Origin of the sequence: Pseudomonas sp. Q12-87, from assembly GCF_001269755.1 — a bacterium.
In the GTDB taxonomy this organism is placed as follows: Bacteria; Pseudomonadota; Gammaproteobacteria; order Pseudomonadales; family Pseudomonadaceae; genus Aquipseudomonas; species Aquipseudomonas fluorescens_S.
Genome location: NZ_LHVI01000019.1, coordinates 100306 through 120921 on the forward strand (window position 1 = coordinate 100306; position 20616 = coordinate 120921).

A 20616-nucleotide genomic window follows, 5' to 3' on the forward strand; every position below is an offset into this window, starting at 1 on the left:
CTGTTAAAGCCCAGCGTGTTCATGGCGCACGTGTTTGTCGGATTTCCTCATTCTTCTTGCATGAACGGCATCACGGGATATGCGCCTTGAAATACAAAAAGCCCTGTCACAGTGGACAGGGCTTTTTACTTGCCGCTTGAAGCTTGCAACTGGCAGCTGCCCTTAGAACACCACACCCTGGCTACGCAAGTAGTCGTCATAGGTGCCGCTGAAGTCGACGACGCCGTCGGCGCTCAGCTCGATGATGCGGGTGGCCAGGGACGATACGAACTCCCGGTCATGGCTGACGAAAATCAGCGTGCCCGGGTAATTTTCCAGCGCCAGGTTCAGCGCTTCGATGGATTCCATGTCCAAGTGGTTGGTCGGTTCGTCCATTACCAGCACGTTGGGCTTTTGCAGGATCAACTTGCCGAACAGCATGCGGCCCTGTTCACCACCGGAAATGACCTTCACCGACTTGAGGATCTCGTCGTTGGAGAAGAGCATGCGGCCCAAGGTTCCACGTACCAGTTGCTCGCCGCCCTGGGTCCATTGGCCCATCCAGTCGAACAGGTTGACGTCGTCCTCGAAATCGTGGGCGTGGTCCTGGGCGTAGTAGCCCAGTTCCGCGGCGTCGGTCCATTTCACGGTACCGGCATCGGGTTCCAGTTCATTGACCAGGGTGCGCAGCAAAGTGGTCTTGCCGATGCCGTTCGGGCCGATGATCGCCACGCGCTCGCCGGCTTCGACGGTGAAGCTGAAGTCCTTGAACAACGGCTTGCCGTCAAAACCCTTGGCCATGCGCTCGACGATGACCGCCTGGCGATGCAGTTTCTTGGTCTGCTCGAAACGAATGAACGGGCTGACACGGCTCGATGGCTTGACCTCGGCCAGCTGGATCTTGTCGATCTGCTTGGCACGGGAGGTGGCTTGCTTGGCTTTCGAGGCGTTGGCCGAGAAACGGCTGACAAACGATTGCAGTTCCGAGATCTGCGCTTTCTTCTTGGCGTTGTCCGACAGCAGTTGCTCGCGGGACTGGGTCGCCACGGTCATGTACTCGTCGTAGTTACCCGGGAACAGGCGCAGCTCGCCGTAGTCCAGGTCGGCCATGTGGGTGCAGACGCTGTTCAGGAAGTGGCGGTCGTGAGAGATGATGATCATCAGGCTCGAACGCTGGGTCAGCACGTTTTCCAGCCAGCGGATGGTGTTGATGTCCAGGTGGTTGGTCGGTTCGTCGAGCAGCAGCACTTCAGGATCGGAGAACAGTGCCTGTGCCAGCAGTACACGCAGTTTCCAGCCGGGCGACACTTCGCTCATCGGGCCGAAATGCTGTTCGATGCCGATCCCCAGGCCCAACAGCAGCTCACCGGCACGAGACTCGGCAGTGTAGCCGTCCATCTCGGCGAATTCGGTTTCCAGCTCGGCCACGGCCATGCCGTCTTCTTCGGTCATTTCCGGCAGCGAATAGATGCGATCGCGCTCGGCCTTGACCTTCCACAGCTCTTCATGGCCCATGATCACGGTGTCGATCACGGTGAATTCTTCGTAGGCGAACTGATCCTGGCGCAGTTTACCCAGGCGCACGTTTGGCTCGAGCATCACCTGGCCACCCGATGGCTCCAGGTCGCCGCCAAGGATTTTCATGAAGGTCGACTTGCCGCAACCGTTGGCACCGATCAGGCCGTAGCGGTTACCCGCGCCGAATTTGACAGAGACGTTTTCGAACAGCGGCTTGGCGCCGAACTGCATCGTGATGTTAGCTGTAGAGATCAAAGGTTTATCCTGCGGAACATTCAGAGTAGCTAAGGGTGCGGCAGTACCTGTTCAGTACCTGTTTGCGCAGGTCCCGACCGCGCAAAGGCGTTGCGGTCGAAGCGCAAGGGTCCATCCGGCATAAGAGGACAGCAGCATACGGAACGCCTTGCCCGTGTCGATGTGCGTCGAAGCCGGCGTAGAAACCGGGTTCGCGTTGTCGGGCAAGGGGGGCGCGTGAAGTTTGGCGGCGATTGTACTGATCTGGCCGCATTAACGATAGGGTGTTGCCCGGGCAAGACAGTTTTTCACAATTGAAGGATAACCATCTGTTACAAAATATGGCTAAATTGCCATCTCACTTAATGCCTTCGCCTTGCCGCTCGGCCGGCCGGCCGGAAAGGTTACCTGATCCCTTGTTGTGTGACTGATTCCGTGAAGCTGATCATCGTCGCGATCTACATTCTCTCCATCGGCTACGTGCACCTGCGGGGGCATGTGCGGCACACGTTGGGACGCCAGCTGAGCGACCACTCGTCGTTTCTCGCGCCGATCAATTGCCTGCTCTACCTGTGTTCGAAATTACCTAACAAGCCGTACCTCAGCCCAGCGGACTTTCCCGACCTGAGTCCTTTGCAAACTCACTGGCAAGAGATTCGCGCCGAAGGCCAGCGCTTATTGCAGGCCGGTGAGATCAAGCGCTCCAATCAATACGATGACCTTGGCTTCAACTCGTTCTTCAAGACCGGTTGGAAGCGCTTCTACCTGAAGTGGTACGGCGACAGCCATCCTTCGGCCATGAAGCTGTGCCCGCGCACCACCGAACTGGTCCAGAGCATTGGCTCGATAAAGGCCGCGATGTTCGCTGAGCTTCCACCGGGTTCGAAGCTGGTCCGCCACCGTGACCCGTACGCAGGGTCCTATCGCTATCACCTGGGGCTGGAAACGCCCAACGATGCAGGTTGCTACATCAATGTCGATGGCGAGCCTTATCACTGGCGTAATGGCGAGGCGGTGATGTTCGACGAAACGTTCATACACTACGCCGAGAACACCACGGCCCATAACCGCATCATCTTGTTCTGCGATGTCGAGCGGCCGATGAGATTTCGCTGGGCCACCGCGTTCAACCGCTGGTTCAGCCGCACCGTGATGGCCGCCGCCGGTGCGCCCAACGACGCCGGGGACAAGACCGGCGGGCTGAACCGGGCGTTTTCCAGGCTCTACACGATCCGCTTGCAAGGCAAAGCGCTGAAGAAACGCAATCGCAAGCTGTATTACCTGCAGAAGTGGGCGTTCTTCGGCGGACTGCTCGCGGTATTCGTCTGGATCTGAAGCCCCATTTGTTCACTCGTCGGGTTTGCGTGCCTCCAGCTGCTCCCACATCCTGGCAGTGATCCGCTGGCGATGGCTGTAGCCTTCCCAAGGATCGGCGCCGAGGCCCTTGGCCCGTTCCAGCGCAGTATGAATGTCCCATTGCTGGGCGTTGCGCAGGTCGTCCAGTTCGGCCCGGGCAATCGGCACCGAGACCGGCAGGCCGGGGCGGGCCCGTACCGAATAGGCAGCGACCGTACTGGCACCTCGTGAGTTGCGCAGGTAATCGACGAATATCTTCCCGACGCGATTCTTCGGCCCCATGGTCGCGGTGATCCGTTGCGGCGCTTGCCGGGTCAGGAACTGGGAAATCGCCTTGGCAAATGCCTTGGTGGCTTCCCAACCTTCGCTTCGCGCCAACGGCACGATGACGTGCATGCCTTTGCCTCCGCTGGTCTTCAGGAACGCCTGCAAGCCCAGCTCGTCGAGCACCGACAAGGTCATGCGGGTCGCTTCGATCATGGCTCTCCAGGGCAGCGATGGGTCGGGGTCCAGGTCCAGGACAAACAGGTCAGGCGTTTCGATCCGGTCATGGGTCGCCGTCCAGGTATGCAGTTCCACCGTGCCCATCTGCGCCGCGCTGACCAGCGCGTGGACGTCATCGATTTCCATCAGGGCGGCATGGCCCGGGTCCAGTTGGGGATCCAGTTGCTTGATATGGGGAATCTCCAGCCGATCAGCGTGTTTTTGAAAGAACTGTTCTTCGCCAACACCCTCCGGCGCCCGCAGCAGCGCGACTGGCCGCAGCTTGAGGTGCGGCAGGATCCAAGGGGCGATGTCCAGGTAATACTGGGCCAGTTCGGCCTTTTGCACACCGCTGACGCCGTCGATCACCCGCTCAGGGTGGGTGATCATCACGCCGTCGACTTTGGCCGCGTTGGCTTTGCTGCGACGCTTGGGCGTTGGCGCGGCGGCCTTGATCGGCATGGGCTGCTCGCGAATCACTTTGTCGGCCGCCTTGCCGGTCGGCAGACCCACGAAAATGGCCTGGCGCACCAGGCCTTCGCGGGTCCATTCGCTGAACTCGACCTCACAGGTCAGGCTCGGCTCGACCCATTGCACGCCGCGGCCTTGGGCGCCATTGAGCGGCGCCGCCAGTGGCGAGGTATCGCGCTGCTGTGTGCACAACTGCTCGTGAAGGTGTTTGATCTGTACCTGGCTAAAGCCCGTGCCAACGCGACCGGCATACGCCAGGCCGGTCGGTCCGTTGACTGCCAGCAGCAGCGCGCCGAACCCGTTGCGCTTGCCCTGGGGGCGGGTGAAGCCAACAACGACGAAGGCCTGGCGCAACCGGCATTTGAGCTTGACCCAATCAGCGTTGCGCCCTGATAGGTAGGGGCTGCCCAAGCGCTTGCCGACCACGCCTTCCAATGAAAGCGCATTGGCGCTCTCAAAGATGTCGTGCTGGCTGGCGGCAAACGACTCGGAAAATCGCAGGCGTTTGCTGGCGTTGTCCTTGAGGGTTTTTTTAAGCGCTGCGCGGCGTTCCTCTACTGGCGCCTGGCGCAGGTCGGCCCCGTTGAGGAAGGGGGCGTCGAACAAGAAGTACACCATGTCGACGGTTCGGCAGATTTCGAAGGCCTGGCGCAGGGCCGGGAAATTGGAATGGCCGGAGTCGTCGAGCAGGACCAGTTCGCCGTCGAGCCAACTGTCCCCCAGCTTCAACGCGGCGAGGGCGTCGGCCTGCGGTTGGAGTCGATCAGTCCAATCCTGGAAATGACGGTTGAATAACCGGACTTCACCGTCCTCGATTCGGGCCAGCAGCCGATAACCGTGGAATTGGACTTCGTAACGCCATTCCCCGCTGGGCGGCTCTTCCACCGGCGTCGCCAGTGGCGGAGCAAGGCGTTCGGGGAGTCGGCTTTGCACGAACGCCGTATCCGGTTGCCCAGGATCGCGGGTTGTGATTTTGTCCGGCTCGGCGTCGGACACACGGGCAGATTCACTCTTAGCCTTGGCCATGACAGATTCCCTTGTATATAGCACGCCAGGGTTTTAGCCCCGGGAGGCCTTGGTGGCTTTCTTAGCAGGAGCGGATTTGCGGGTTTTCGCAGATTTTGCGCTGGGCTTGTCGGCGGTTTTGTCCGGTGCCTTGCCCTTGCTGCCCAGGCTGCGCTTGAGTAGCTCGGTGAGGTCGATGACATCGGCGGTCTTGCGCTGTTCTTCGCCTGGGTCGCTCTCCACCGCTTCGAGCCGGCCTTCGTTGGCCTTCTTCTCCACCAGCGCCATGATCTTGTCCTGGAAACTGTCCCGGTACTCCTCCGGTTCCCAATCGGCGCTCATGTCCTCCACCAGGCGCTTGGCCATTTCCAGTTCGCCCTTGACCAGCGTCGGGTTCGTGACCTCATCGCCCAGCTCCAGGATATCCAGGCCGCGCACTTCGGCGGGCCAGCGCAGCATCACCAATACCAGCGCGTCTTCAAGGGGCATGAGGGCGGCCAGGTGCTGGCGGGTATGCAGCACGACGTGGGACAAGGCCACTTTATTGGTGTTGATCAGGGTTTCGCGCAGCAGCGCGTAGACCTTGCCGCCGCGCTTGTCAGGGGCCAGGAAATAGGGCGTGTCGATGTTTTGCAGGGGAATCTTCTCACTGTCGACAAACGCGAAGATATCGATGGTCTGGGTGGATTTGGGGTGGGCCGAGCGAATTTCCTCTTCGCTGATCAGCACGTATTGGCCTTTCTGGTACTCGACGCCCTTGACGATATCGTCCTTGGTTATTTCCTTGCCGGTGACCTTGTTGACCCGCTTGTAGCCCACGGGGTCCATGCTGCGCTTGTCCAACCAGTCGAAATCGACACCCTGGGATGAGGTGGCCGACACCAGCGCCACAGGAATATGAACCAGTCCGAAACTGATCGCGCCTTTCCAGATTGCCCGTGCCATGGTGTGTGTTTTCCTTGCCGGTGATTGTCTCTCTGGTGACCTTCGCGCTTCAGGAAAAGTTTCCGTCGGATGCCGTCTACCGCGTTGTCCGGAGACGCTTCGTTACATCTTCCCGCGGACATTTTGCTTAACAACGTCGAACCTGCGGCGTAGCGTGCTTTCGATATGCCTGAATCCCGGAGGTGCCCGAATGAACAGGCTGCTGCTCGTTATCATGACGCTACTACTGGCTGGCGCTGTCCAGGCCTCGACGCCCGGCCACGACGCCATGCTCGTGGCCCAGAACCTGCCGGGCAACAACAATCCCTATAACAGCCCGACGCGGCGGGCCAATCCCAACAGCATGCAGGGCACCCAGCCCAACGTGCCGATGATCCGGCAAAACCCGACAGTGCCTGCCCCGCGTGCGCCGACCCTGGAAAACGGCGGAATTGGCAACGGCTATCCCCGATCCGGCCAACCGCCGGGTTCGCCGCAGCCCACGATCCGGTCGCCTGCGCCCTCTGGCAACACTCAAGACCGCAATCGCTAGGTGCCGCAGGCGGGTCGTCTCTTTCCACCTCACAGAAGGAAATGTGCATGTTGCGTAAAACACTCCTGGCCGCCCTGTGCACCAGCGCTGTCCTGTCCCTTGCCACGCCGGCCTCTGCCGCGCCAACCCAGACGTTGAAGAGCGAAGAGGGCACTCTCGAGGTGACTACCGTGGCCAAGGGCTTGGCCCACCCTTGGTCCGTCGCCTTCCTGCCAGGCCAGCAAGGCATCCTGGTGACCGAACGCTCAGGCAATCTGCGCCTGGTAGCGCCTGACGGAAAATTATCCGCGCCATTGAGCGGCGTGCCTAAGGTCTGGGCCAAGGGCCAGGGCGGGCTGCTGGATGTGGTGCTGTCGCCGGACTTCAAGCAGGACCGCACCGTCTACTTGTCTTACGCCGAGGCCGGTGAAGACGGCAAGGCTGGCACCGCTGTAGGCCGCGGGCAGTTATCCGAAGACCTGAAACGCATCGAGCGCTTCGATGTGATCTTCCGCCAGCAGCCCAAGCTGTCCACCGGCAACCATTTCGGATCGCGTCTGGTTTTTGATCGGGACGGCTACTTGTTCATTACCCTGGGGGAAAACAACGACCGGCCCACGGCCCAGGACCTGGACAAGCTGCAAGGCAAAATCGTGCGGATCTATCCTGACGGCAAGGTACCGGACGACAACCCCTTCGTCGGCCAAAAAAACGTCCGGCCGCAGATCTGGTCCTACGGGATCCGCAATCCCCAGGGCGCAGCCCTCAATCCCTGGAACGGCACACTGTGGGAAAACGAACACGGGCCCAAGGGCGGCGATGAGCTGAACATTGTCGAGCGCGGCAAGAACTACGGCTGGCCGCTGGCGACCCACGGCATCAATTATTCCGGTGCGCCTATCCCCGAAGCCCAAGGCAAGACGGCCGATGGCACCGTGGGGCCACACCACGTCTGGCAAGTATCGCCGGGGCTCAGCGGCATGGCTTTTTATGACAACGATCGTTTCAAGGCCTGGCAACATAACGTGTTCATCGGCGCACTGGTTTCCAAGGAACTGATCCGCCTGCAATTGCAAGGTGACAAGGTCGTCCACGAAGAGCGTCTGCTCGGTGAACTCGACGAGCGTATCCGTGACGTCCGCCAGGGTCCGGACGGTTACCTGTATGTGCTGACGGACGAGGACGATGGGGGACTGTACAAAATCGGACTCAAATAAGCCGACAAATGGTGCGCGTGGCCTGAAAGCAAATCCGATGTCGGAAGCTTTTAACGTTCGCCATTGACTTGCCGCCAGCCCACCGCTAACGTCCAGCCATGACTTTGACCGTATTGCGTAGCCAGCCAAGCATTATTACCGCCATTCCTTATCTGGCGGGCTAGCTGACGACTGCACCCAACCCGCCCTCGAGGCGGGTTTTTTCTATCTGTCTCCTGGGCTCCGTCCACACCAGGAGACCGCCATGACCGTTACCCACACCGAGCAAACCCTGCTGGAGCATTACGTCAAGAAGATTCTGGCGGCGCCGGTATACGAACTGGCCGTGCGCACGCCTCTGCAATGGGCTCCGGCGCTGTCCGAAACCCTGGGCAACCAGATCCTGCTCAAGCGCGAAGACCTGCAACCGACCTTTTCCTTCAAGATCCGTGGTGCTTACAACAAGCTCGTGCAGTTGACCGCAGACCAGCGTGCCCGTGGTGTCATCACTGCGTCGGCTGGTAACCACGCCCAAGGCGTGGCGCTGGCGGCACGGGAATTGGGCATCTCGGCGAGCATCGTCATGCCGCTGACCAGCCCGCAGTTGAAAGTCCTGGGTGTGCGTAACCGGGGTGCCGAGGCCTTGCTGCACGGCGAGAGCTTTCCGGTTGCGCTGGCCCATGCATTGGAGCTGGCCCAGCAGACGGGGCGGGAATTCGTTTCGCCGTTTGACGACCCGGACGTGATTGCAGGGCAGGGCACCGTCGCGATGGAGATCCTGCGCCAGCATCCAGGCAGGCTGGACGCGATCTTTGTGCCGGTGGGCGGCGGCGGGCTGATCGCCGGCATCGCCGCCTACGTCAAATACCTGCGCCCGGAAATACGCATCATCGGCGTCGAGTCGCAGCACTCGGCCTGTCTGCAAGCGGCACTGGCAGCGGGGGAGCGGGTGGTCTTGCCGAGCGTGGGCACGTTCGCCGATGGTGTGGCCGTGGCGCAGATCGGCGCCCATGGCTTCGACATCTGCCGTTTCTGCGTCGATGAGGTGATCACTGTCAGCAATGATCAGTTGTGTGCGGCGATCAAGGACATCTACGACGACTCCCGCTCCATCACCGAACCGTCTGGAGCCCTTGCGGTGGCGGGTATCAAGCAGTACGTGGACAGTACCGGCGCGCGAGGCCAGACCCTGGTGGCCATCGACTCCGGCGCGAACATCAATTTCGACAGTTTGCGCCATGTGGCGGAGCGTGCCGCGGTAGGCGCGACGTGACCTATTTGCCTGCGATCATACTTTTCTGGAACCAGGCGACGGATGGTTCGACGCCTGGCGGATGTTCGCGTCTACGCTGCAATGCGAGAGGAACGAAACAGTTGCACTTTGCATGAAAAAAGCGCCGTTTCCTTGCATTTTGCACGAGCGGTCCGGCGCAGGACGAAGCTAAGTGGTTGATTTGCATCAACCCGGGGCGGGGTAAATACAGGCATATTTTTTGCGGGACGATTCAGGAGCCTTGATGGGCTCGTTAATCGAACACGCCAAGAAGAACGAACGAACGGCACGGCATTCGTAGTCCCAGTCCGCAGGGAAGAAACGGACGAAAATACCGCCGTCGTGAACATCATTTGGCCGCCTCAACAGGAGAGAGTTGCCATGTTTTTATCTGCCCTCGAAATGCGAAACATCATTGAAAGCAGCCTGCTGCCCAAGCGCTCGCAATGCACCGTATCACCGGACCTGTCGATGACAGTCAAGATATACGACGATCACGAAACCGATCGTGTGGCTCTGATCAAGACCGATATCGATGCCAGGAAACTCACCGGATGCCGGGCCATCAACGACTTGATCGCCGAGCTGCGTACCGAGCTCGACCATAACCCCGCCGCTGGCAACCACTTTTACCAACAGCACCACCGGATGACCGGTCGCTGATCCCAGCGTTATATTCGCAAGCCAGACGCCCGGGTGCGGTCATGTCCGAACCCGGCGTCCAATTTACATTGGCGTCATCAGCCCAGTTGTCGCCGGTAGGGCAAGTCCGGCCCGGTTTTACCGCAGGTCAAGGCGGCGGCGCGGATGGCGAATTCAAGCATTGCACTGGTCTGGTCCCGGGTCAGGGTCTGCAAGCCTTCGATCGAATCCAGTTGTTGTTCCGTCAGCCACGTGATCAACGCGGCCTGGAAGGTGTCGCCTGCACCGACGGTATCGGCAATATCGACCGGGCATGCCGGCAAAGACCATGAGCCGTGTTGCCTACTGAACACTGTCGCGCCCTGGCCGCCTCGGGTCAGGAACACCACTTGGCAGCGGTGCTGCAGCCAACCGTCGATGACGGCTGCCGGCTCAGCCTCTGGATAGAGCAGGCTCAAATCTTCATCGCTGACCTTGATCAGGTCCGCATATTTCACCAGCGTTGCGATTCTTGAACGCCACAGTTCGATGTCTGGCTGCGGGTTGAGCCGCACGTTCGGATCGAGGCTGATCAGGCGCCGACCGCTTTCACGCTGCGCCAGGGCCAGCAGCGTATCGGCAATAGGCTGCACCACCAGGGAAAACGAACCGAAATGCAAGCCACGCACGTCCGGGCCCAGCACCGGAAGATGCTGGGCGTTTAGCTGTCGATCCGCGCAGCCTTCACCGCGAAAACTGTAGTGGGGCGAGCCATTGGCGCCCACAGCGACCATTGCCAGGGTGGTGGGTGCGTCGAAATCCAGCAGATATTGGCCACTGACGCCCTCATCGAGCAGTACCCGTTGCAGGCGTCGGCCCAGATAATCGGTAGACAACCCGGCGAACAGTGCCGACTCGACACCCAGGCGTCGCAGTCCCACGGCCACATTGAAGGGTGAACCGCCGGCGATGGCCTTGTAGTTCACCCGGGAGGCGGGGCCATCCGCTTCGGTTTCACTGAAAAAATCAAACAGCGCTTCGCCACACACCAAATACATAGTTGCCCGCTCTTCAAAGGGTTGCGACATGTTGTCGATAACGTTCATAAGCCAGCTGGGACGCCGTCACGTGTTCGGCGACGGGTCGGGTTTCGCTGGCCGGGTCAAGCTTGACGCAGCGTTCGCACAGTTCGGCCAGGCCAGCCGCCGAGCCGCCATGGCACCATGCTGCCTGGATCGCCGCTCCCAGCGCCGCCGCTTCGCTCTGTTCGGTGCAGATGACGGTTGTGTCCATGGTGTCGGCGACGATCTGCCGCCACACCGGGCTCTTGGAGCCACCGCCGATCAAGCGAATGCTCTGGGCTTCCAGTCCATTGGCCCGCAGAAGGTCCAGGCCATAACGCAAACCGAACGTGGTGCCTTCGACCACCGCGCGGCACAGATTGGCCCGGGTCAGGTTGGTGCTGGTCAGGCCCAACAGGCTGCCGGTGGCATGGGGCAGGGCGGGAACACGTTCGCCATTGAGGAACGGCAACATGCTCACCCCGTCCGCGCCGATCGGGGCCTGGGCCACCAAGGCGTTAAAGGCGTCGATATCCAGGTCCAACAACTCGCGTATGGCCCCGGTGGCGTTGGTCAGGTTCATGGTGCAGATCAGCGGCAGCCAGCCCCCGCTGGAAGAGCAGAACGTCGCCACTGACGGTTGTGGGCTGACCACAGGTTCGGCGCCATAGGCGTAGACCGTGCCGGACGAACCGAGGCTCATGGTGATCACGCCGGGCTGGATGTTGCCTGTGCCAATGGCGCCCATCATGTTGTCACCGCCACCGCTCGCCACCACGGCATTGGGGTTGATGCCCAAGTGTGCGGCAATGGCCGGCAGGATCCGTCCAACCGGTTGATGCGCGTCGATGAGTTCCGGCAATGCCGATACCAGGCGGCCGCTGGGGTCGATGTGCTGCAGCAACGGCTCGTCCCATTGACGGGTCCGCACATTGAAGTAGCCGGTACCCGAGGCGTCGCCGTACTCCGTGCAATGGCGGCCGGTGAGCCAATGATTGAGAAAGTCATGGGGCAACAGGATGCTGGCGATGTGATCGAACACGTCCGGATGCTGTTCACGGGTCCACAAGAGTTTGGACACCGTATATCCCGGGGCGATGACCACGCCAAGACGCTCCAGTGAGCCGCTTTCCCCGCCCAGGTGCGCCAGCAGTCGATCGTTTTCCGGGGTGGTTTCGGTGTCGCACCACAGCTTGGCCGGGCGCAGGACTTCGCCTTGCTCATCGAGCAGCACCAGGCCATGTTGCTGGCCGGAGACGCCGATGCCAAGGATCGCCTGGCCATCGACCCCGGCGGCAGCCAGGGCCTGATGGGTAGCTTGGGTGAACGCTTCGAGCCACTGATGGGTATGTTGTTCGCGGCGGCCATTTGGGCCGCTGATCATGGCGTGGGCGGCGGCACCCAGGCCCAGGACCTGGCCGCTGGTCGCGTCGAGGATCAGGGCCTTGGTGCCTTGGGTACCGCAGTCGATGCCCAGGAATAGTTGTTGGTTTGCCATAAAAATCCTTGGTCGTCAGATCAATCCCACGGAAATAGCTGTTCGGTCAGCAAGTACACGACCACGGACGCTAAGCCTTAGGCCAACACCCGCTCAAGTGTTCGCGTCACTCCATGTTCGCGCAAGCTGTTGCAGCACCATTCGAATGCTGCCACGAACTCAGGCGAGCGGGGGATCGCCGTGCCAAAAATTTCTTCCACTTCCAGCATCCGCTGGGTCACCAGCGCGTCGTCAGCCACCAGCGCCTGGCAGAACGCCGCCCGTGGGTCCGGAATCGAATAGGTCACGCCATTCTCATCCACGCCCTTGAGGTACACGGCCCAGGCCGCTACAACCAGCGCGGCGCGGCGGGTTTCGGCGCCGTCGGCGATCAAACGGTTGATTGTCGGCACGGTAAATTTCGGAAATTTCGACGAGCCATCCGAGCAGACCCGCTCCAGCTGGTCGGCAATCGCCTGGTTGGAAAACCGTTCCACCAGGGTGTTCTTATAATCGGTCAGGTCGATGCCCGGCACCGGCGCCAATTGCGGCGTGACGTCCAGATCCATGTAGGCGCGCATGTAGCGCACGAACAACGGGTCGTTCATGGTTTCGTGGACGAAACGATAGCCTTTGATGAAACCCAGGTAAGTCAACGCCAGGTGGCTGCCGTTGAGCAGCTTGATCTTCATCTCTTCATAGGGCGAGACATCATGGGTGAACTGCACGCCAACCTTTTCCCAGGCCGGGCGGCCGTTGACGAACTTGTCCTCCAGGACCCATTGCACGAACGGTTCGCAGACCACCGGCCAGGCGTCGTCGATGCCGTGATCGTCATGCAGCTGCAAGCGATGGGCAACGCTGGTCATGGGCGTGATGCGGTCGACCATGGCGTTGGGGAAGCTGACGTTGTGGGCGATCCAGTGTTCCAGCTCGGCATCGCGCAAGGCCGCGAAAGCCAACAGCGCCTTGCGAGTCACGGCGCCGTTGTGGGGCAGGTTATCGCAGGACATCAAGGTGAAGGCCCGCGTACCGGCGGCGCGGCGCTTGGCCAGGGCGGCGCAGAGGAAGCCGAACACGGTTTTCGGTTCGTCGGGATGGGCCAGGTCGTGCTGGATCTGCGGCAGATGGGCCATGAACTCACCATTGCTGTCGTCGATGCAGTAGCCGCCCTCGGTGATCGTCAGGGAGACGATGCGGATCTGTGGGTCGGCCAGCTTGTCGATCAGCGCCTGGGCCCCGTCTTCGGCCAGCAGCATGTCGTTGATGGCGCCAATCACACGGACTTCGGTGTCGTCGGTATCGCCCAGTTCATAGAGCGTATAGAGGTAATCCTGGCCGGCAAGGTCATCCCGGGCGCGACGATCTTCGGCCCGCAGGCCGACGCCACAGATGGCCCAGTCGAGGCCTTCACCGGTGTTCATCAGCGCATCGGTGTAATACGCCTGGTGGGCGCGGTGAAAACCGCCGACGCCAATGTGGGCGATGCCCTGGCGGATGTCGCCCAAAGGGTAAGCGGGCAGGGCGATTCCCGGCGTCATGCGGTGCAGGTTCTGTCGGTTGAGTTTCATCGAAAATATCTCGGCAATCAGGCGGCGGCGCGTAGCGCACGGGTGACCGCCACGCCATCGGCATCGAATAAATGGCAGTGTTCTGCGTCCAGGTGCAGGCTCAGTTGCTCGCCGAAGCGGCTCGCCAGGTCGCCGCGAACGCGCATGGTCAAGGCTTCGCCGGACGCCGTGACGACGTGGCAGAACGTATCGCTGCCGAGGCGTTCGCTGACATCGGCAGTCACTTGCAGCGTGCAATCGCCCGGTTGTGCCAGGTTCAGGTGCTCCGGACGGATCCCCAGGGTCACTGCGCCGCCAACGCTCAGGTTGGCACCGCTGCGCGGCAGGCTGATGCGGGTGCCGGCGTCCAGGAGGACTTCACAGCCCTGGCTGTCGAGCGCCGTGACCTTGCCCTTGAGGAAGCCCATTTTCGGCGTGCCGAGGAAGCCGGCGACGAACAGGTTGGCCGGCTGGTGATACAGCTCCAGTGGCGAGCCGACCTGCTCGATGCGTCCGCCATTGAGCACCACCACCTTGTCGGCCAGGGTCATGGCTTCGACCTGGTCATGGGTTACGTAGATCATGGTCGCTTGCAGTTCCTTGTGCAGCCGCGCCAGTTCCAGGCGCATCTGTACGCGCAGGGCGGCGTCGAGGTTGGACAAGGGCTCGTCGAACAGGAAGATTTTAGGATTGCGCACGATGGCCCGGCCAATCGCAACCCGTTGGCGCTGGCCCCCAGACAGCTGCTTGGGCTTGCGCTCGAGCATCGGCCCCAGTTCGAGGATGCGCGCTGCTTCGTTGACCTTTTTCTCGACTTCGGCCTTGGGCACGCCGGCCAGGTCCAGGGCAAAGGACATGTTCTTGCGCACGCTCATGTGCGGGTACAAGGCATAGGTCTGGAATACCATCGCCAGGTCGCGCTTGGCCGGGCTGACTTCGGTGATGTCCCGCCCGTCCAGCTCGATGGTGCCGTCGCTGACTTCTTCGAGGCCGGCGATCAGCCGCAGCAGGGTCGACTTGCCGCAGCCCGACGGACCAACGAAGACCACGAACTCGCGGTCATTCACTTCAAGGTCGATGCCTTTGATGATGGAGAAACCTTCGAAACCTTTTTGCAAATTTCTGATTTTCAGGTTGGCCATGATGATGGGCCTCCACTTCTGATAAAGGTAGGGCGCGTTATTTCACGGCGCCGAAAGACAAACCGCGCACCAGTTGCTTCTGGCTGATCCAGCCAAAAATCAGGATCGGTGCGCAGGCCAGGGTCGAGACGGCGGACAACTTGGCCCAGAACAGACCTTCCGGGCTGGAGTAGGAAGCGATCAATGCGGTCAGTGGCGCGGCTTTGGAAGACGTGAGGTTCAGCGACCAGAAGGCCTCGTTCCAGCACAGGATCAGCGACAGCAGCACGGTAGACGCCAGGCCACCCTTGGCAATCGGCAGCAGCACACGAACCATCTCCTGCCACAGCGTGGCGCCATCCAAGCGCGCGGCTTCGAGAATGTCGCGGGGGATGTCCTTGAAGTAGGTGTAAATCATCCAGACCACGATCGGCAGGTTGATCAGGGTGTAGATGACGATCAGTGCCAAGCGTGTATCCAGCAGGCCGAAGCTCTTGGCCAGCAGGTAGATCGGCATCAGCACGCCCACCGGCGGCAGCATTTTGGTGGAGAGCATCCACAGCAGCGTGCCTTTGGTGCGCTGGGTTTCGTAGAACGCCATGGAGTAGGCCGCCGGCACCGCGATCAGCAGGCAAAGGGCAGTGGCGCTGAAGGAAATCACCACCGAATTCCAGGCGAAGCTGAAATAGTCGCTGCGCTCGTTGATGTGCAGGTAGTTGTCCAGGGTCGGCGCGAAGATGAATTGCGGCGGCGTGGCGAACGCGTCGATTTCGGTCTTGAAGCTGGTCAGCACCATCCAGAAGATCGGAAAGAAGATCACGATCGCGATGGCCCAGGCCAGCGTGCCGAGCAGCAGGCTCTGCAGGCGACGGGATTGTTGAAGTGTCATGGCGGCGGCCTCAGTGCTTGTCGGTGAGGTTTTTGCCGATCATCCGGACCAGGATGATGGCGGCGATGTTGGCGATGACCACGGCGATCAGGCCACCGGCCGACGCCATGCCGACGTCGAACTGCACCAGTGCCTGGTTGTAGATCAGGTAAGCCAGGTTGGTAGAGGCGTAGCCGGGGCCACCGTTGGTGGTGGTGAAAATCTCGGCGAACACCGACAGCAGGAAAATCGTCTCGATCATCAGCACCACGGCAATCGGACGCGCCAGGTGCGGCAGGGTCAGGTGCCAGAAAATCGCGATGGGGCCGGCACCGTCCAGGCGGGCGGCTTCTTTCTGCTCCTGGTCGAGGGACTGCATGGCGGTCATCAGGATCAGGATCGCGAAGGGCAGCCATTGCCAGCTGACAATGATGATGATCGATAGCAGCGGGTAGTGGGCCAGCCAGTCCACCGGTTGCGCGTCGAACAGTTTCCACACCGAGGCAAGAATCCCCGAGACCGGGTGGAAGATCAGGTTCTTCCAGATCAGCGCACCCACGGTGGGCATGATGAAGAATGGCGAGATCAGCAATACCCGCACGATTCCACGACCGAAAAACTCACTGGCCTCCAGCAGCGCGCTGATCAGCACGCCGAGTACGATGCTGATCAGCAGCACGCTGCCCACTAGCAACAAAGTATTGGTGGCCCCGGGCAGGAAACCCGAGTCGGTCAGGAAATAGGTGAAGTTCTCCAGCCCGACGAATTCATTTTCGCCGGGGTAGAGCAGGTTGTAGCGGATCATCGAAAAATAGACGGTCATGCCCAGCGGCACGATCATCCACAGCAGCAGCAAGGCGACCGAAGGGCTGACCAGGAACCAGCCCGGGTTTGCCAGGCGAACCTTGCGCGACGGCGGGGCTATTTCGATGGGGGCTTTGACTGTTGTCGTTGAAGTATTCATGAGTGCTTACTCTTATGCGACGCATTCCCTGTGGCGAGGGAGCTTGCTCCCGCTGGACCGCGCAGCGGGCCCATGTCGAGAGGCAATCCTTCTGATCGCCAGGGCGGGCTTCACCCGCCAGCGGGAGCAAGCTCCCTCGCCACAAATGGATGTCTACTAGCCTTTATTTGGGATACCCGGCGCGCTTCATCTCGCGCTCAGTGGTGGACTGCGCAGCGGTCAGCGCCTGGTCCACGCTCTGCTGGCCGGTGAGCGCACCGGAGAAGAACTTGCCCACCTGAGTGCCGATGGCCTGGAATTCAGGGATGGTCACCAACTGGATACCGACGTAGGGCACCGGTTTGAGGGTTGGCGATTTCGGGTCGGCGACTTTCAGCGACTCCAGCGTCACCTTGGCAAACGGCGCGGCCTTCATGTATTCATCGCTGTAGGTCGAGGTGCGAGTGCCAGGTGGAACGTTGGCGATGCCATCGGTCTTGGCGACCAACTGGCCGTATTCCTTGGAGGTCGCCCAGGTGGTGAAGACCGTGGCGGCGTCCTTGGCTTTGGAACTGGCGGGGATGGCCAGCGACCAGGAATACATCCACGAGGTGCCTTTGTCGGTTTTTTCGTGGGGGGCGAAGGTGAATCCGACGTGATCGGCCACCTTGCTCTGGGTCTTGTCGGTGACGAACGAACCGGCGACGCTGGCATCGACCCAGATCGCGCACTTGCCGCTGTTGAACAGCGCCAGGTTTTCGTTGAAGCCGTTGCTGGAAGCACCCGGCGGGCCGGATTTCTTCATGTTGTCGACGTAGAAGTTCAGCGCGTCCTTCCACTCGGGCCCATTGAATTGCGGCTGCCATTTTTCATCGAACCAGCGCGCGCCAAAGCCGTTGGCCAGGGTGGTGATCAGCGCCATGTTCTCGCCCCAGCCGGCCTTGCCCCGCAGGCACAGGCCATATTGTTCCTTGGTCTTGTCAGTGAGTTTTTCGGCGAACTCACCGATCTGGCTCCAGGTCGGGTGCTCGGGCATGGTCAGCCCGGCGTCCTTGAACAGGTCGGTGCGGTAATAGGTGATCGAACTTTCGGCATAGAACGGCAAGGCGTAGAGCGAACCTTTGACCGACAAGCCGTCACGCACGGAAGGGAAAACGTCCTCCAGGTCGTAGGAGGCGGGTAGATCCTTCATCGGTTCCAGCCAGCCCTTGGCGCCCCAAAGTGCAGCTTCGTACATGCCAATGGTCAGAACGTCGAACTGCCCGCCCTGGGTGGCGATGTCGGTGGTCAGGCGCTGGCGCAGGACGTTTTCTTCAAGCACCACCCAGTTCAGCTTGATGTCCGGGTGCTCGGCCTCGAAAGTTTTCGAAAGCTTTTGCATGCGGATCATGTCGCTGTTGTTGACGGTGGCAATGGTGAGGGTCTGTGCGCCGAAACTGACGCTGCTGAGGGTCATGCAGGTGGAGACAAGCAGAGCTTTTACCGAAGGTTTCATCGCGCACTCCTTTTCCGCGCCAGGGGCTGCAGAAGGACAGTTATTGTTTTTGTGTCTTCCGGATGAAGGGAAGAATGTGCGCTGATTACAGCCCTCAATGAACGGCGTGACAAATCATCCGTCGCACTTGTGCTGATACTTTTTTGCACTGGGCGGGGTGGCCGCTTGTCAGTACAGGCCAACAAAGACCCCCGGTGGAGAAACGTCAGCCCTGGTTCTGCTCGGTCAACCGCTGCACTGCCAGACGCCGATAATGGGAAGGCGTCATGCCCTTGAGCTGCTGGAAGCGCCGGTTGAAATTGGAAATATTGTTGAAACCCGATTCAAAGCACACGTCGGTCACCGGTTTGTCGCCGTCGGCCAGCAGTTCGCAGGATTTACTGATGCGCAGGCGATTGACGAACTCGATGAAACAACGGCCAGTCGCCTGTTTGAATACGCGGCTGAAATAGGTGGGTTTCATGCCCAAGTGCTCGGCGACTTCTTCCAGGGACAGTTCCCGGGCGTAGTGGGCAAAGATGTAGTCCACCGCGCGGTTGGTGCGGTCGATGCTGTGTTCGTCCGCCGATTGCGGCGCGGTGGCGCCGGACAGCAACTGATAGTCATCCGAGGCGGCCAGAAGCTCCATCAGGATGAAAAAATGTCCCAGCCGGCTCATGCCCTGGGAATCGGCGATGCGCTGCATCAGCACCATCGCCTGGCGGATCGTGCGTTTGCAGCGAAACTCGATGCCGTATTGGGCGCGTTCGAGCAGCGGGGCGACGGTCTTGAGTTCCGCGAACACCTGGTGGCCGCTCTCGAACAATTCGTCGGTGAAGTTCACCAGCATGTCGCGCTTGGCGACCACTTCGTCCTCGGCGACCTGGCTGATCCAGTTATGGGGCAGGTTGGGGCCGGTAAGGAACAACGATTGGGGATAGAAGTTGCCGATGTAATCGCCGATGAAGACCTTGCCGGAGCTGGCGACGATCAGGTGCAGTTCGTATTCCTTGTGGAAATGCCAGCGCACCAGCGGGCAAGGAAAACCGTGCTGGCGGTAGATGATGGAGCGTCCGTCGTGGTCGTCCATCAACTCGTAGGAGGGGTCGGTGACTCTGGCTGTTCGGGTCATGAGCCTGGCGCTTTTATTGTTTTCGCCGCTGGATAATGCCCCCTTCGTCGCGCAGGTGCCAGTCCGGATAGCGCGGACTGGCAGGGGCTTCCCGCCCGGCCTAGCTGTTGCGGTTCTTTTCTTCGATCCACTGGGACATGTATTGGGTGCTCTTATGCTGGTGGTGACGCAGCATGCTGCCGATGAAGTTGTCGCGACGTAGCTGCGCCAGATTCCCACGGCAGGCGTGAATGCGCTCGATCAGCGCCGGGCCATGGACCTGCCGCTGATAGCGGCTCGCCAGCAGCGCGAGGCCGGCATCCTGGGCGTGGGCCCAGCGCGCCTGGTCGCCATAGAGTTGCACCGCCGCATCGGCGATGGCGCTGGCGCTCTGGCCGATTGCCCCAGGCCAGGGCATTTCGCCGCCCATGGCTTCGGCGCCGATGGGCGTGGTGACGTTCGGTGTGCCGCAGAGCATGGCGTCGATCAGCTTGCCCTTGATACCGGCGCCGAAACGCAGCGGTGCCAGGCAGATGCGCGCCGCCGACATGACCTGCAAGGCATCTTCGGCCCAGTTCATGATGTGAAACCCTTGGGCTGGATTATGCAGCGCGGCGGCCTTGGGCGGTGTATAGGCGCCGTACAGATGCAACTGAACGCCGGGTAACTGTTGTCGGATCAGCGGCCAGACGGCGTTTTTCATCCAGAGCACGGCATCCCAGTTCGGCGCGTGGCGAAAGTTGCCAATGCTCAGGAAATGCGCTCGGTCTTCGAACGGCACCAGCGGTTGGTCGGGCAGGTCCAGCATCAACGGGCACCAATGCAACAGGCTGCGGGGCAGGTTGAAGTGCTCCACCAGCAGCTCGATTTCCACTTCCGACACCATCAGGTTGAGATCACAGCGCAACAGCGCGGCAATCTCTCGCTTGGCCAGGTCGGTGCCGGCCATCAACTCGAACTCTTCGCGCAGGGCCGGGGCAAACAGGTCGCTGAAGTCCTCGCCGGCGTCGGGCGCCTTCAAACGCTGCTTGAGCCGTTCATGCCGGGCGTGGCGCAAGCTCTGCAAGTCGGAGGTTTCCAGCACGCGCAAGGCGCCGGGACAATGTTTCTCGACCCGCCAGCCGAATTGTTCCTCCATCATGAACTGGTCGAACAAGACGATATCCGGGGTCAATTCTGTAATGAACCCATCGAAACTGCTGTTGTTCAGCTCGATAGGCACCTCGCGGATACCCAGCGCGACCAGGTCGGCGCGGTGCTCGCCCGGACCCGCGGGGCTGCTGAAGGTGATCTCCCAGCCTTGCCCGAGGAAAGCTTCCAGAATCTGCATGACGTGCCCGCTGGCCGCCGATGAGCGGGGCTCAGGCCAGACATAGCCGATGACCAGGACCTTAAGGGCGTTGGGATGAGGCATGAGCG

At 60.9% G+C, this 20616-nt stretch carries 16 protein-coding genes and 1 pseudogene; 5 read left to right on the top strand and 12 right to left on the bottom strand.

Annotated features, from left to right (window positions below; all coding sequences use genetic code 11):
• Positions 1-162: 162 nt before the first annotated feature.
• Positions 163-1752 (bottom strand): ABC-F family ATPase, encoded by a 1590-nt coding sequence (locus tag AD663_RS12355; protein ID WP_003181279.1) that lies wholly within the window; start codon positions 1750-1752, stop codon positions 163-165.
• A 414-nt stretch (positions 1753-2166) separates the two neighbouring features.
• On the opposite strand from AD663_RS12355, the gene lpxO reads away from it, so the two are divergent.
• Positions 2167-3066: a lipid A hydroxylase LpxO gene (gene lpxO, locus AD663_RS12360; RefSeq protein ID WP_003181281.1), complete on the top strand. Its 900-nt coding sequence runs from the start codon at positions 2167-2169 to the stop codon at positions 3064-3066.
• 12 nt (positions 3067-3078) lie between these two features.
• On the opposite strand, the gene ligD is transcribed toward lpxO, so the two are convergent.
• Both ligD and AD663_RS12370 read right to left on the bottom strand, forming a co-directional pair.
• Positions 3079-5067 carry a DNA ligase D gene (gene ligD / locus AD663_RS12365; protein ID WP_053213823.1) on the bottom strand — a complete coding sequence of 663 codons (1989 nt, stop codon included), beginning with the start codon at positions 5065-5067 and terminating at the stop codon, positions 3079-3081.
• Positions 5068-5100: 33 nt separating this feature from the next.
• A complete protein-coding gene (locus AD663_RS12370; RefSeq protein WP_003181286.1) occupies positions 5101-5991 on the bottom strand; it encodes a Ku protein in 891 nt (296 codons plus the stop codon).
• 190 nt (positions 5992-6181) lie between these two features.
• On the opposite strand from AD663_RS12370, the gene AD663_RS12375 reads away from it, so the two are divergent.
• The 4 genes and pseudogenes from AD663_RS12375 to AD663_RS12390 all read left to right on the top strand — a co-directional run bounded on the left by AD663_RS12375 (position 6182) and on the right by AD663_RS12390 (position 9634).
• The gene (locus AD663_RS12375; RefSeq protein ID WP_053213824.1) at positions 6182-6523 is read left to right on the top strand and encodes a hypothetical protein; all 342 of its coding nucleotides are present in this window, start codon (positions 6182-6184) and stop codon (positions 6521-6523) included.
• A 47-nt stretch (positions 6524-6570) separates the two neighbouring features.
• On the top strand, positions 6571-7719 hold the full coding sequence (locus tag AD663_RS12380; protein ID WP_053213825.1) for a PQQ-dependent sugar dehydrogenase: 1149 nt from the start codon (positions 6571-6573) through the stop codon (positions 7717-7719).
• Between the two features lie 271 nt (positions 7720-7990).
• A pseudogene (gene ilvA, locus AD663_RS12385) lies at positions 7991-8962 on the top strand (threonine ammonia-lyase, biosynthetic); the annotation flags it as partial.
• A gap of 390 nt (positions 8963-9352) precedes the next feature.
• Complete coding sequence (locus AD663_RS12390) at positions 9353-9634, top strand: DUF1652 domain-containing protein (RefSeq protein WP_003181294.1); 282 nt, start codon at positions 9353-9355, stop codon at positions 9632-9634.
• A gap of 77 nt (positions 9635-9711) precedes the next feature.
• Here the strand turns inward: AD663_RS12390 and AD663_RS12395 are convergent, their stop codons facing one another.
• From AD663_RS12395 to AD663_RS12435, 9 genes are all read right to left on the bottom strand, one after another.
• Positions 9712-10650 carry a carbohydrate kinase gene (locus tag AD663_RS12395; RefSeq protein ID WP_053213826.1) on the bottom strand — a complete coding sequence of 313 codons (939 nt, stop codon included), beginning with the start codon at positions 10648-10650 and terminating at the stop codon, positions 9712-9714.
• 13 nt (positions 10651-10663) lie between these two features.
• On the bottom strand, positions 10664-12151 hold the full coding sequence (gene xylB, locus AD663_RS12400; RefSeq protein WP_053213827.1) for a xylulokinase: 1488 nt from the start codon (positions 12149-12151) through the stop codon (positions 10664-10666).
• Positions 12152-12228: 77 nt separating this feature from the next.
• Positions 12229-13701: a mannitol dehydrogenase family protein gene (locus AD663_RS12405; protein ID WP_053213828.1), complete on the bottom strand. Its 1473-nt coding sequence runs from the start codon at positions 13699-13701 to the stop codon at positions 12229-12231.
• A gap of 17 nt (positions 13702-13718) precedes the next feature.
• A complete protein-coding gene (locus AD663_RS12410; protein ID WP_003181304.1) occupies positions 13719-14822 on the bottom strand; it encodes an ABC transporter ATP-binding protein in 1104 nt (367 codons plus the stop codon).
• 37 nt (positions 14823-14859) lie between these two features.
• Positions 14860-15690 carry a carbohydrate ABC transporter permease gene (locus tag AD663_RS12415; RefSeq protein ID WP_053213829.1) on the bottom strand — a complete coding sequence of 277 codons (831 nt, stop codon included), beginning with the start codon at positions 15688-15690 and terminating at the stop codon, positions 14860-14862.
• 10 nt (positions 15691-15700) lie between these two features.
• Positions 15701-16633: a carbohydrate ABC transporter permease gene (locus tag AD663_RS12420; RefSeq protein ID WP_053213830.1), complete on the bottom strand. Its 933-nt coding sequence runs from the start codon at positions 16631-16633 to the stop codon at positions 15701-15703.
• A gap of 163 nt (positions 16634-16796) precedes the next feature.
• The gene (locus AD663_RS12425; protein ID WP_003181310.1) at positions 16797-18107 is read right to left on the bottom strand and encodes a sugar ABC transporter substrate-binding protein; all 1311 of its coding nucleotides are present in this window, start codon (positions 18105-18107) and stop codon (positions 16797-16799) included.
• A 205-nt stretch (positions 18108-18312) separates the two neighbouring features.
• The gene (locus AD663_RS12430; RefSeq protein WP_003181312.1) at positions 18313-19218 is read right to left on the bottom strand and encodes an AraC family transcriptional regulator; all 906 of its coding nucleotides are present in this window, start codon (positions 19216-19218) and stop codon (positions 18313-18315) included.
• A gap of 100 nt (positions 19219-19318) precedes the next feature.
• Entirely contained in the window at positions 19319-20611 is a 1293-nt protein-coding gene (locus tag AD663_RS12435) for a glycosyltransferase (RefSeq protein ID WP_003181314.1), read from the bottom strand.
• Between the last annotated feature and the right edge of the window lie 5 nt (positions 20612-20616).

Coding starts and splice junctions, on each gene's coding strand:
- ligD (WP_053213823.1), bottom strand. CDS start 5,067: ATGGCCAAGGCTAAGAGTGAATCTGCCCGTGTGTCCGACGCCGAGCCG.
- AD663_RS12370 (WP_003181286.1), bottom strand. CDS start 5,991: ATGGCACGGGCAATCTGGAAAGGCGCGATCAGTTTCGGACTGGTTCAT.
- AD663_RS12375 (WP_053213824.1), top strand. CDS start 6,182: ATGAACAGGCTGCTGCTCGTTATCATGACGCTACTACTGGCTGGCGCT.
- AD663_RS12380 (WP_053213825.1), top strand. CDS start 6,571: ATGTTGCGTAAAACACTCCTGGCCGCCCTGTGCACCAGCGCTGTCCTG.
- AD663_RS12390 (WP_003181294.1), top strand. CDS start 9,353: ATGTTTTTATCTGCCCTCGAAATGCGAAACATCATTGAAAGCAGCCTG.
- AD663_RS12395 (WP_053213826.1), bottom strand. CDS start 10,650: ATGTATTTGGTGTGTGGCGAAGCGCTGTTTGATTTTTTCAGTGAAACC.
- xylB (WP_053213827.1), bottom strand. CDS start 12,151: ATGGCAAACCAACAACTATTCCTGGGCATCGACTGCGGTACCCAAGGC.
- AD663_RS12405 (WP_053213828.1), bottom strand. CDS start 13,701: ATGAAACTCAACCGACAGAACCTGCACCGCATGACGCCGGGAATCGCC.
- AD663_RS12410 (WP_003181304.1), bottom strand. CDS start 14,822: ATGGCCAACCTGAAAATCAGAAATTTGCAAAAAGGTTTCGAAGGTTTC.
- AD663_RS12415 (WP_053213829.1), bottom strand. CDS start 15,690: ATGACACTTCAACAATCCCGTCGCCTGCAGAGCCTGCTGCTCGGCACG.
- AD663_RS12420 (WP_053213830.1), bottom strand. CDS start 16,633: ATGAATACTTCAACGACAACAGTCAAAGCCCCCATCGAAATAGCCCCG.
- AD663_RS12425 (WP_003181310.1), bottom strand. CDS start 18,107: ATGAAACCTTCGGTAAAAGCTCTGCTTGTCTCCACCTGCATGACCCTC.
- AD663_RS12430 (WP_003181312.1), bottom strand. CDS start 19,218: ATGACCCGAACAGCCAGAGTCACCGACCCCTCCTACGAGTTGATGGAC.
- AD663_RS12435 (WP_003181314.1), bottom strand. CDS start 20,611: ATGCCTCATCCCAACGCCCTTAAGGTCCTGGTCATCGGCTATGTCTGG.